The organism is Paenibacillus sp. FSL A5-0031 (assembly GCF_001956295.1).
Taxonomy (GTDB): domain Bacteria; phylum Bacillota; class Bacilli; order Paenibacillales; family Paenibacillaceae; genus Pristimantibacillus.
Genome location: NZ_MRTD01000007.1, coordinates 304,189 through 315,843 on the forward strand (window position 1 = coordinate 304,189; position 11,655 = coordinate 315,843).

At 40.9% G+C, this 11,655-nt stretch carries 11 protein-coding genes and 1 pseudogene; 6 read left to right on the forward strand and 6 right to left on the reverse strand.

Annotation, left to right across the window (positions count from 1 at the left end; all coding sequences use genetic code 11):
* Positions 1–140 precede the first annotated feature (140 nt).
* Positions 141–1,679, forward strand: coding sequence for an FAD-dependent oxidoreductase (locus BK120_RS15070; RefSeq protein WP_144376762.1), 1,539 nt, complete (start codon positions 141–143; stop codon positions 1,677–1,679).
* A 50-nt stretch (positions 1,680–1,729) separates the two neighbouring features.
* A complete protein-coding gene (locus BK120_RS15075) occupies positions 1,730–2,944 on the forward strand; it encodes an MFS transporter (protein WP_076268313.1) in 1,215 nt (404 codons plus the stop codon).
* Positions 2,945–2,989: 45 nt separating this feature from the next.
* On the opposite strand, the gene BK120_RS35950 is transcribed toward BK120_RS15075, so the two are convergent.
* The 4 genes and pseudogenes from BK120_RS35950 to BK120_RS15085 form a co-directional block, all read right to left on the reverse strand.
* Complete coding sequence (locus BK120_RS35950) at positions 2,990–3,136, reverse strand: excalibur calcium-binding domain-containing protein (protein WP_256710905.1); 147 nt, start codon at positions 3,134–3,136, stop codon at positions 2,990–2,992.
* A gap of 9 nt (positions 3,137–3,145) precedes the next feature.
* A pseudogene (locus BK120_RS15080) lies at positions 3,146–3,568 on the reverse strand (NucA/NucB deoxyribonuclease domain-containing protein); the annotation flags it as partial.
* 199 nt (positions 3,569–3,767) lie between these two features.
* Entirely contained in the window at positions 3,768–3,881 is a 114-nt protein-coding gene (locus BK120_RS34585) for a sporulation protein YjcZ (RefSeq protein WP_083681988.1), read from the reverse strand.
* 168 nt (positions 3,882–4,049) lie between these two features.
* Positions 4,050–4,529, reverse strand: coding sequence for a MarR family winged helix-turn-helix transcriptional regulator (locus BK120_RS15085; protein WP_076268315.1), 480 nt, complete (start codon positions 4,527–4,529; stop codon positions 4,050–4,052).
* A 243-nt stretch (positions 4,530–4,772) separates the two neighbouring features.
* Between BK120_RS15085 and BK120_RS15090 the strand changes: the two genes are divergently transcribed.
* Entirely contained in the window at positions 4,773–6,146 is a 1,374-nt protein-coding gene (locus tag BK120_RS15090) for an MFS transporter (RefSeq protein WP_076268316.1), read from the forward strand.
* A gap of 164 nt (positions 6,147–6,310) precedes the next feature.
* Here the strand turns inward: BK120_RS15090 and BK120_RS34915 are convergent, their stop codons facing one another.
* Complete coding sequence (locus tag BK120_RS34915) at positions 6,311–6,559, reverse strand: DUF2642 domain-containing protein (protein ID WP_076268317.1); 249 nt, start codon at positions 6,557–6,559, stop codon at positions 6,311–6,313.
* A gap of 193 nt (positions 6,560–6,752) precedes the next feature.
* Here BK120_RS34915 and BK120_RS15100 point away from each other — a divergent pair, with 193 nt between their 5' ends.
* Positions 6,753–7,415, forward strand: coding sequence for a hypothetical protein (locus BK120_RS15100; RefSeq protein ID WP_076268318.1), 663 nt, complete (start codon positions 6,753–6,755; stop codon positions 7,413–7,415).
* 870 nt (positions 7,416–8,285) lie between these two features.
* Complete coding sequence (locus BK120_RS15105) at positions 8,286–8,558, forward strand: hypothetical protein (protein ID WP_076268319.1); 273 nt, start codon at positions 8,286–8,288, stop codon at positions 8,556–8,558.
* Positions 8,559–9,093: 535 nt separating this feature from the next.
* On the opposite strand, the gene BK120_RS15110 is transcribed toward BK120_RS15105, so the two are convergent.
* A complete protein-coding gene (locus BK120_RS15110; RefSeq protein ID WP_076268320.1) occupies positions 9,094–9,348 on the reverse strand; it encodes a hypothetical protein in 255 nt (84 codons plus the stop codon).
* 461 nt (positions 9,349–9,809) lie between these two features.
* Between BK120_RS15110 and BK120_RS15115 the strand changes: the two genes are divergently transcribed.
* On the forward strand, positions 9,810–11,579 hold the full coding sequence (locus BK120_RS15115) for an ABC transporter substrate-binding protein (RefSeq protein ID WP_076268321.1): 1,770 nt from the start codon (positions 9,810–9,812) through the stop codon (positions 11,577–11,579).
* Positions 11,580–11,655: the final 76 nt, after the last annotated feature.

Here is an 11,655-nt window from a genome sequence, read left to right on the forward strand (position 1 = left end):
CTCCTTTTTCATCATTCTCTTGTATAAACTGTCCAATTGACTATTGGTTATGCTTTTGGCTTGAACAGATCTTTATTTTTAGAATGAAATAATAGCGATTGGTACAAATTAAGGTGCATTATTTCTAGGAGGTGATGGTCATGGAGAAAACGTATGATTTACCCAAATTTCCGGAGTCTTATTGGTCAGAAACGTCGAGTCGGCAATCTTCATACGCCATACTTGAAGAAAATATAGAGGTCGATATTGCCGTCGTTGGAGGCGGGATCTCGGGTGTAACAGCTGCTTATTTATTAGCTCAGGAAGGGTTTAAAGTTGCCCTCATAGAAGCGGGTCAGCTTCTTAATGGAACAACGGCGCATACAACTGCAAAGATAACAGCGCAGCATGATCTTATATATGATGAACTTATGCAGAAAGCTGGAGCGGAAAAGGCAGCATTATATTACAAAGCGAACAATGAAGCCCTTCAATTCATTAAGGAAACGATCAAGCTGCATAAAATGGAATGCGGGTATTCCGTACAGGACGCGTATGTTTATACCGATTCAGAGGCATACATAACTAAGCTTGAGAACGAGATGTCTGCTTATTCGTCGCTCGGCATTCCTGGCTCTTTCACCGATCAAATCCCTTTGCAGATCCCAGTCAAAGCGGCTGTCATCATGCAGGATCAAGCGCAGTTTCATCCATTGCAATATTTGTATGAGCTTGTGCGGAAGTTCGTGGAAGCAGGTGGATTTATTTATGAGAAAACGACAGCTATTGATGTAGAAACAGGCCCATTGCCGGAAGTGATTACAAGCAAAGGACACCGAATCAAATGTAAGCATGTCGTATCTTGTACTCATTTTCCATTCTTTGATGGGCATGGATTTTATTTCTCAAGAATGCATGCAGATCGTTCCTATGTACTCGGCATTCATGTTGAGGATGACATTAAAGACGGCATGTACATAAGCGCTGAGGACCCGAAGCGCTCCATTCGCTATGTAGAAACGTCGAAAAACACAAGGCTGCTCCTTATTGGTGGTCAAAGCCATAAAACAGGCCAAGGGATTTGTACAATTAATTATTATGAGGAGCTGAAAAGATACGCAGAGCAGCATTTTCGGATAAAGGAAATTGCGTATCGTTGGTCGGCCCAGGATCTTGTTACTGGTGATAAAATTCCGTATATTGGCCGAATAACGGAATCTTCCACTAATGTTTTTGTTGCGACAGGCTATCGTAAATGGGGCATGACGAATGGTACAGCCGCCGCTTTACTTATTAGAGATTTAATTATGAAGAAGAATAATGCATATGAGGAGCTTTATGCGCCTTCACGCTCGATGTCGCTCGGAACGATTGCGAATCTTATTGTAGATAACGCCGATGTGGCGAAGCATCTTATCGCGGGCAAACTCGAAATGGCTCATAAGCGTCCAGAGGATTTGGCACTGGATGAAGGCAGTGTCGTGCTTTTGCATGGAAAAAGAGCAGGAGCTTACAAATCAGAAGATGGAAAATTATTTCTCGTAGACACAACCTGCACACATATGGGCTGTGAAGTGGAATGGAATAATGGGGATCGCACATGGGATTGTCCTTGTCATGGCTCAAGATTTGCGATTAATGGCGATGTGATGGAGGGGCCAGCAGAAGAGCCTTTAAAAACCTTGCATCTTCGGCATTGAAAATGAACCCAGATACGTCAAACCATTCCAAATAAGAAAGGAGTACATCTGTGAAAAAAAAGTGGGACTTAGCAGCTTTAGCATCCATTCCATTAATTATGACGCTCGCTAACTCAATGTTGATTCCCGTATTGCCCTTAATGAAGAAAAAACTGAATATCTCTTCTGTGCAGTCGAGCTTAATCATAACGGTTTATGCTGCAGTCTCGATTATTTGTATTCCAATTGCTGGATATCTGTCAGATCGTTACGGACGGAAAATAGTCATTATTATAGGCTTGTCCATAGCAGCGATCGGAGGACTAATATCAGGCTTAGCAGCATGGTTGATGCATTCCCACGTTTATGCGGTCATTTTGGCAGGTCGATTTATACAAGGGATTGGGGCTGCAGGTGCTTTTCCAATTGTCCTTCCGTTAGTAGGCGACATGTTCGAGAGCGAGGAGGAAGTAAGCAGCGGACTCGGGATGATTGAAACCTCCAATACATTTGGAAAAGTGCTCAGTCCGGTATTAGGTTCGGCGCTTGCCCTTGTTATATGGTATTTGCCGCTCGCTGTTATTCCGTTCATATCTTTAATTTCAATCATTGGGGTTATTTTCCTTGTAAAGGAGCCTAAATCAAAGCAAAAGAAAAAAGAAGAGAGCAGTTTAAAGAAGTTTTTTCAATCCATTAAATCGATACTCGCTGAGAAGGGCCACTGGCTTTATGCAACCTTTGCCATCGGTGGTCTTGCAATGTTCATTATGTTCGGATTTCTATATTACTTGTCATCAGTCTTAGAGGACCATTACAAAATCGAAGGCATTTGGAAAGGATTGCTGCTAGCTATTCCTTTAAGCGCAATATGCCTTGCTTCGTTTATCACTGGAAAAATTGTAGGTGAAAACAAAGCGAAAATGAAGTGGTTTATTGTCATTGGCACTGCTGTACTTGCGGGGATGATGCTGGTTTGTGGAATCATCAATACAAAAGGGATATTTTTTCTAATTACCTTTATGTTTATAAGCGGAGCAGGTATTGGATTAGCCTTGCCGAGCTTGGACGCTTTAATAACGGAAGGGATAGAGAAAAAACAGCGAGGCACCATTACCTCGCTGTATAGCAGCACGCGTTTTATAGGCGTAGCCGTAGGTCCATTGATTGCATCAGTATTACTCAAAAACGAAGCATTGTTATTTTATTTGTTTGCGGGATTTGCATTGCTTTGCTCCATACTAGCCTTGCTGACGATAAAGCCAAGCAAGCAAAAATCGGCTTCGTGAGAAGGATTATCTATGATCAGCTGCACGAAGCATTTCGAGGATGGGTTAGCTGCATGCTATCCCATCTTTATCACGATCCAATTTCAGGGAGTATCCGGGGTCTCCTTTATGTAAAGGCGCGGCCCCAGCTGCTTTAGCCGCTGCACAATTGGCATAATAAACGGTTTCTTCTGTTGGCTTCGGCTGCTCCATCGCTTCATCAACAACGAATAATACACGCGTTCCGTCCTCTAAATCAGTCAAAAGATTTCCAATCCACGAACCAGCGCCGCGATTATCCTTAGGTGAAACATAAGCGATATCCGCACCAGCACCGCCTTCTTTGCACATGGCCATCGGCCATTCATCTCGATCATAGCCCTTTTTGGTTGGAATACCCCGTAACGAGGCTTCACGATTAGCGTTAGCGCCATCTCGATCGATCGTACAAACCGCAGAAGCACCTGCATGAATGGCTGCTGCAATATGCGCCATCGTCTCTGGATAACGATCAGTAGGCAAATGAATCGTCATCCCATACTCTGAAGCAGTGGGAGCCGGGTTTGAATCAGAGCTGATAATGAACTGTCCGCATCCTGAGAGGATAAGCGTGAGGGTGAGTAATGCGGCTAACAATGATCTCATGATGTGTCTCCATTTCTAGTCATTTGAAACCATCATACAATACAGCATGCAATTGCGGATAGGATGAGGTTTACAATACTGTGCAAAAACGGATAATTTCGAATATAAAATGAATATAACGGAGAAAAAAAGAAGACCTATCGAGTAGGCCTTCGGAGGAAGTGTATGAGGATAATATAGCAGCTTAGTGTTTAGAGGGTTATCTGCCGTAACCGCCGAATGCACCACAAGTGCAAGCGATAATAACCAACAAGATGAAAAGGACCAGAATCGTACCAGTGTTAGTGAAAGCACCGCCAACGTGACCGGACATTTTTCATAGCACCTCCTTTGAATTAAAGATTCTATAGGTTATGCTCCACTTTTTCTTTTTGATTGGGTGTTTGTCATAGAGACATTTTATATATGTCACTAGCCTATAAGAGCCTTTTGTGATGGAGAATTTGAAGAATTATTAGGAATTCAGCATATGGGATACGCTTTATTTTAAAACGTGTGCAGAAGGATTAGAGATATCTTTATTTTCAATAAGCTGCAATAAAAGGTCAAAAAATTGTTGACGCTGCTCAGTGGAGAAGTTGCTTAATAATTGCTCTGCAATTTCGGCTTGAAATGCTAGAACTTGACTTATATTCGCTTGCGCGAGTTCTGTGAGCTCCAACAGCGTAGCTCGACGATCTGTCGGATCGGGGATTCGGATAAGAAGTTTATCCCGTTCCAGAGCATCAACAAAATCGGTAACGGTACGCGCTTTAATGCCTAGTTCAGATGCTAGTTCATTCATGCGAATTTTCCCGGCTTTAAAGACGACAGATAGAAGGCGCAGCCTTGGGCCGGTAATTTGATAAGGCATGTTAAGCGCGGATAATTGTGTTTCAAATTCTCTTTGGATATAGTGTGTTGCCCTCATTAATACATGAATGATGTCTATGGGTAACGGATTGTCCGAGTGTGTAAACATAATTGCCTCCTTGTTCGACGTATAATCGGTATCGCCGAGCTGTTTATTTTCTATTTTAGCTGATAGTTTTCAAGTTGCAAAACTTCGCATACGTTATTAGCTAATAACAACTATCTCATTATTTCATATCTTGACACCTCTCATATTAGTGTGTATCCTCAGTAATATAATATAGTGAGGATACTCACTAAAATGAAAGACGATTTTTATAGGCTCAAAATGATAATTATTGGAGGGAATAGCATGGTTGGTTCGGAATTTAAAAATGGGGACAAGCTGCTGCGAGTACTCGTTGTTACTTTAATATTTTCAGTCATGAATGGCACGATGTTTAATGTGGCTCTTCCGGCAATCGGAGAGGAGTTTAATCTGATTCCTTCACAAGTGAGCTGGATTATGACGTCGTATATGGTGTTATATGCGATTGGATCAATCGTGTTTGGGAAACTAGCGGACAAATATCGTTTAAAGGATTTGTTGACTTATGGACTCATCGTCTTTGCTCTCGGCTCGCTCATCGGATTGCTTGCTACCGAGTATTGGATGATTATTGCCGGTCGCATTCTGCAAGCGGCTGGCGCTTCGGTGCTTCCAGCTACAGCTATGATTATACCCATTCGATATTTCTCGCCTGAAAAGAGGGGGAGGGCACTAGGGACTTCAGCCATTGGGCTTGCATTAGGAAGTGCGATGGGGCCAGTAGTAGCAGGATTAATTACAAGTATAGGAAACTGGAGGCTTTTGTTTGTTATATCGCTGCTTCCGTTACTCACACTTCCTTTCTTTCGTAAATACTTGGATCATTCGAAAGGCACTGCGGGAAAAATAGATTTTATTGGCGGTGGCTTGCTTGCTGCGGCGGTTGCGTTCTTCTTGCTTGCGATTACGCAGAGCAGCGGCTTACTCTTCGCAGCAGGGATTGTGCTGCTCGTTTTATTTATTATCCGGATTAGGACTACGGACAATCCCTTTATTCAGCCAAGACTATTTCGTAACAAAAATTACTCTATTGGGTTGTTTATAGCTTTCATAACGACAGCGATGAGCTTCAGTTTAACGTTTATGTCACCGCAATTTTTAACAGCATTAAATCATTTATCGCCTAGCAGCATTGGTTTTGTCCTGTTTCCAGCAGCGATTGCTTCCGCGATCATGGGACGCAGGGGTGGCAAATTGGCTGACGAACGCGGCAACTTTACACTCGTTTCTATTGCAGCTTTGTTAATTTTCTCATGCTTCGTGCTTTTATCTACATTTATTGGAGTGTCTCCGTACGTGATAGCGCTCATACTCATAGCGGGCAATGTTGGACAAACCTTCATGCAAATTGCGATGTCGAATACGATATCTCGGACGTTACCGAAAGAAGAGACGGGTGTAGGCATGGGATTGTTATCGATGATCAACTTTATCTCTGGTGCCATTGCGATGAGCCTAATTGGCAAATTGCTTGATAAAGGATCATCATCCTTTCACTTAAATCCGATTGTGACGAATTCAACAGCGTATGTGTACAGTAATATTTTTGTTGTACTAAGTATTGTAATAGTTGTTGCAATCGTTATATATCGTCTGCAGTTTGGAACAGCTAAAGCTGTTGCACGAGCAAATCAATAATTTTTACTAGCGTAGTATCAAACAACGAAATAAATAAATGAAGCAAAGCCTTCCATGGATTGAATTCACTGGAGAATCTAAAAAAATAAAGTAACAGCATTCATAAGAAATAGGGGTGCTCGCCAAGTAGGTTTTCCTACTAGGGGAGCACCCCTTTGTTCGATTTATAATGGCATTGTCCATACAATTTCAGCGATTCGGACGCAAGCCTGACGGCTGTGTAATTGCAGGAGCACATGGTCTGGTTTTACGTCAATGATAGATCCTTCGATTGCTCCCCTCGTTGTCTCGAGTAATACGCAGCGACCAGTTAAGCGCATGAGGGCTTCTACTACATAAGGATCAATGGCCGATACGGTTTGTATTTGAACAGGATTACTCTGAACTGGACTGATGTTGCTTGGTTGATACAAATTATCCACTCCTTAAATATAGGTTCTAACCCATCATATGCAATTGCCTAGTGCGTGGAGTGGGCTAAAACCCTGTATCATTATTCGGTTCGGTTGACATGCACAAAAGTAATAAATTAGGTATAACATACTATTTTTAAAAAACCGATAATACTAAAATATGAGAACAATAGTAGATGCAGGGGGAAGAAGATTGAGAATTACAAAGGAATCACTTGCTGAAAGAATTAATTTAATTTCGGAGAGAGCAAAAGAATACGATAATATTGGCGTCTTGATTATAAGTAAATGCCAATCGCTGTACGAGGAGTTAGATAAAATTAAAGAAACGGATTCTGCTAAGCTAGAACGAAAACTAACATTGTTTAAATTCAATCTTGATAAAATGGACATTATTTTAGCAGATCACAAAAGCGGGAAAAACCTAGCATACGGCAGCTTATCTACACGTTTAAACTTAAATGTAACCTACATATTATTAGTTTTCTGTATATTAATATACTCCGGTCTTTTTGTATTTATCGATTCCTATAACAGTGCTGATCCTATGCAAAATATAAATGTTTATGTAACAAATTATTTAAAATATTTTCTCGTTAGCGTTATGGGGGCGCTTTTATACTTCATAACGGATTCCATGGTCGTTTACAGTAAAAGCATGACTAGAATACTCGTAGCGATGTTTATACCCGTGCTGTTTTTAGGAGTACTATTTACGCCAGGCGAAACTCAAAACTTGGATTTGAGCAGTACAAACGTCATGTTATTTTTATTTGGTTATTCCTCCAATTTAATTTCTATTTTGCTGAATAAAGCGATTAAAAAAGTTGAACAGTTGTTTAATGTTCAACAATAAATGAAAAGAGGACGTACTATAAGTAGTTATGTTCGCTGGAGCAGCTGCTCGATTTGAACAAAAAAGCTGAATAACATTAAAAAATAGCGGTGCTGGGGGTTATGCCTGCATCGCTGGTTATTCTTTATCCAAACCTGACGGCAATCACGTTCGGATTCATTTCACTCATTCGTCTCACTGATTTCACCGAAATCGCATAACATCCTAAGCTCACATCTATCTCTAACGAACTGTATCCTGCTTATTAAGCATAAAACTGTCTTTCTGAAGTTTTAACGAACCGTATAGACGTTATAGATTGCTAAAGAGGGTGTTATGCGTTACTTTTCTCGAAATAAGGATTCTGGAGTTCGTTAAAATTTTAATCCCTTATAAATGGGTTAAATAAGATCTGCTGGGTTCGTTAGCTATATTTCTAGTAGGAGAAAGCATTGTTGGAAGCAGTGAAATCAAAGAAAAGCCTTATCAACCAACAAAGTAGAGGCTGTTCCAAACATAGATAGATCTAATTTTGAGCGAGCACCTCTTTATTTTGGTTGAGTAACGAAGATTTTTTGCTAACGGTTACTAATTTATCGGGGATTGAAGAACTAACTTTGCACATTTTTATCTTAATCATCACCATGATCATCAGCGACTTCTTTTTCTTGCTTTTCTTCAAGAAACTCCATTAACGCAGAATATGATCAAGAGACCTGAGTCCCTGAGTGATCAGATCCTTAGATTAATTTTATAAATCGATGTACTGGTCCTTATTAAAGACAGGTAATACCTAAAGCGAAATCATTTTCAGCATAAAAAATGTAAATATGAGCACTATAATTATTGGGCAATAAAGCACTATAACAATAATTATTGGAGGTTCATTCAATGAGCGTTAAAAAGGAAGCTGCTGATCTTCTAGAAAATCAACAATTGCAGCAAGCACAGCAAGAGGTTCAAGTGGCGCATCAATTGATGCAAGTAGAGAGTCAACAATTACTAGAAGCGGAGCAGCTCCTGCAAACGGAGATTCAACATGTTTTACAGGCTCAACAACAAGTGAAACAAGAACAACAAGATATTCAAGCAGCACAACAATTACTACAACAAGCACAAGCTGCTGCTATCGCTTCTCAAAACAATCCACTTCAAGACTCCTAAGAGCTAAAGTATTGAAACGTAATAGCAATGGCAATGAAATAAGTGAAGATGAAAGGCCTTCGGATAAATCTGTGGGCTCTTTCGTGTGTTCGTGATCAAGATTCGTGTGATTCGTGTGGTAGGGGACTTATGTAGGATTATTTAACTATGAAGCTGGTTCATATTGAAAATCAAGATTCTGAGTCGTCTTGTTTTGCTATTTTAATAAAATTCAAAACGATAACTATTAACTGTAATGTTAATAGAAAAAAATCGATTATATAATTTCTACTTCTACTTCTATTTCTATTTCTACTCATCGCAATGCCTTCTCTCGACAAATTCTTTGATAATTCCACTAAATTTTAACATACAAAACAAAGTAAGAATACACAATTTGAGCAAAAAATAGGCTGATAATATTGGACTGATGTAGAATCAGAAATTGAGACTTCATCTAAAGTGTTACATCGTTAGAACCGGAACGAGAAGAAACTAAAAAAAAGGGCCCCGATGAAGAGCCAATTCATAAATCAAATCATAAATAAAAATTATGCTATCCGCGTTGTAACAGTAAATAGCCGGATACAGCTGTTGTTCTCTTACTAACTACTACAATAAAGCCGTTCTTTTTCAAGCATTTTATTGCAGGGATAAGGAGCGAGCCTGAAGTTAGTTTGCTTTCACAAGGTTTAGCACTGCCGATGACACGGGAAGCAGTAATCCTGCGAGCAGAACCGGGAATAAGCGGGTTTCTTGTCCAGGATACTAATACTAAATCAGGTTCTAAAGGAATACCTACAGAAGACATATCTATCACCTCGCTTTCACTAGACTCTATATCAAATGCTGGAGGATGATAGATTGTGACTTAAATGATGCCTTTTTTTGAGATGCATTGAAATGATAGGTTGATAAGTAATATAAAATTAAAAGTAAATCAGAAAGAAGAGCCATCAGGATGTTTCCTAGCAAATTTGCACATCAGTCACTGTAATCAGATATTAAAAACGTCAGATTCCTAAATAAATTCAATTTAGCTGGTTATCGTAAACTGTTAAAACGATCACATAATAATATTTCGTTCAAGGGAAATAGTACTATATCATTAATTTAATATTGCCTTTATTTGTTCGACTTAGCAAAACGTAAAATCTAAAATTTGTATGGAGTACCTCGTTTGTTAATTTCATTATATAGGTGAAAGAAAGGTGCAAAGAGTGTAGAATATGCTCAATAGATTTCCTCTTTTAAGTGAGGTGAGGAATTACGATGTTAACGATTGAACGTTATTTGACGCTGTACGGGCGGTTTGCGAGTGAGCTTGGAGCTGGGGCAGCGGCGGAGGCATCACTGGAGAAAATAGCTGAAGCGCTGTATTGTACGGAACGAAATGCCAAGCTTGTACTCCGCAAACTGTCAGAGGAAGGCTTCATCGAGTGGAAGGCAGGAAGAGGCAGGGGTAACCGATCACAGATTACCTTCCGGAAAGACCGGGAGATACTGCTTTTGGATCTGTCACGACAATATGCCGAAGAAGGTGATTATAATAAGGCTTTTCATCTTCTCCAGAACTTTGGGGAAGGAACGGCGGCCAATGAGAAATTTATGGAGTGGATGAGAGGCAGCTTTGGTTTCCACAAGCAGCAGGGGAAACTGGCCGATGTGCTGCGCCTTCCTATTACAAGAACGATCATGACTCTGGATCCGGCAGAATGTATCTTTTCGTTTGATGCGCATATCATTCAGCAGATTTGTGACAGACTTGTCGTACTGGAGGAGAATACGGGCCGGATATTGCCCGGTATCGCCCATGAGTGGGAATGCAATGAGGATGCTACAGCATGGACTTTTCATCTGAGGAAAAGCGTATTATTCCATGACGGAACTGAACTTACTGCAGCTGATGTTGTTTTTACGATAGAACGTCTGAGAAGCGGAAAACTGAATAGCTGGATTATGAGGTCGCTGGACAGCGTCGAAGCCATATCAGAACGGATTGTACGGATTCAATTGCATAAACCCAACTGGTTATTTCTCAAATATGCCTGCTCCGTTGTAATGTCAATATTGCCTTCAGGGCTGCTCGGGCAAAGCGAAGAGATGTTCTGGAAGCGTCCGATTGGAACAGGCCCATTCCAGATTGAAGAGTGGAACAGTGGAAGGCTGCTGCTTGACGCAAATGTACAATATTTTCAATCACGTCCTCATTTAGACCAGGTCGAAATCGTACATGTACCGCAGCATGAAGCTCTTAAGGCCAATGTGGCAAGTTGGAAGCAGCTTATCTGTGATCCGAAGCAGCAGGCTGTGATGGAAGAGAACAGCTGGATCAAGCTTGAATCCAAAAACGTCTGTACGAGTATGCTGAGCTTTAACATGCAGAGAGCAGGACTTCAGCAGTCGGAGATGTTCCGCACGATTTTAGATCAGCTGCTTGACCGGAATCGAATGATTCGCGAACTTGGAGGCTACCGGTATATGCCGGCCAATGGTTTTTTCCCTAAATCAGAACCTTCTGAAGAAATAAGGGAAGCAGGCTGCGATGAGGAGCTACGCAAGCAGATTATCCGATACGGATTCGATCAATCGCCGATTACGTTATGTTCGCATACGAGTAATGAGGCCGATGCTCGATGGATTCAGAAGCAGTGTACCGATTTTGGCATTAAGATGCAGGTCCGTGTTGAGTCACCGGAGAATGTGCTGGACGAGGTTGATGTGACGCTGTATTCGCTCGTATTTCCTGAAGATGAGGTTAGTTTGATCGAGAGCTGTGAACAGGAAGACAGCTACTTGAAGAGACTGATGACGCCGGAGCTGTCGGTTTGGACACTTGATCGATTTGATGAGGCACTTGCTTGCAGGAATTCGCCAGACCGAATGGCTATTTACACAGAAATTGAAGAGAGAATTCGGGAGGAGTACCAGATCTTATTCTTGCTTCATAGTAAATTTTATACCGACTACCATCCTTCTTTAAAAGGAGTCCGGATCAATTCGCTCGGCTGGATTGATTTCAAGCACATTTGGCGTGCCTAACAACTGGTTCCTCTTGTTACATCTTTAAAATAATGAATGAGATTTAGAAAATCCTCCTCGAAAGCCATTCAGAGGA

Bases quoted from the DNA above. Each gene is read 5' to 3' on its own strand.
- BK120_RS15070 (WP_144376762.1), top strand. From the start codon at position 141: ATGGAGAAAACGTATGATTTACCCAAATTTCCGGAGTCTTATTGGTCA.
- BK120_RS35950 (WP_256710905.1), bottom strand. From the start codon at position 3,136: ATGGAGCAGCCGAAGCCAACAGAAGAAACCGTTTATTATGCCAATTGT.
- BK120_RS34585 (WP_083681988.1), bottom strand. From the start codon at position 3,881: ATGTCCGGTCACGTTGGCGGTGCTTTCACTAACACTGGTACGATTCTG.
- BK120_RS15085 (WP_076268315.1), bottom strand. From the start codon at position 4,529: ATGTTTACACACTCGGACAATCCGTTACCCATAGACATCATTCATGTA.
- BK120_RS15090 (WP_076268316.1), top strand. From the start codon at position 4,773: ATGGTTGGTTCGGAATTTAAAAATGGGGACAAGCTGCTGCGAGTACTC.
- BK120_RS15105 (WP_076268319.1), top strand. From the start codon at position 8,286: ATGAGCGTTAAAAAGGAAGCTGCTGATCTTCTAGAAAATCAACAATTG.
- BK120_RS15110 (WP_076268320.1), bottom strand. From the start codon at position 9,348: ATGTCTTCTGTAGGTATTCCTTTAGAACCTGATTTAGTATTAGTATCC.
- BK120_RS15115 (WP_076268321.1), top strand. From the start codon at position 9,810: ATGTTAACGATTGAACGTTATTTGACGCTGTACGGGCGGTTTGCGAGT.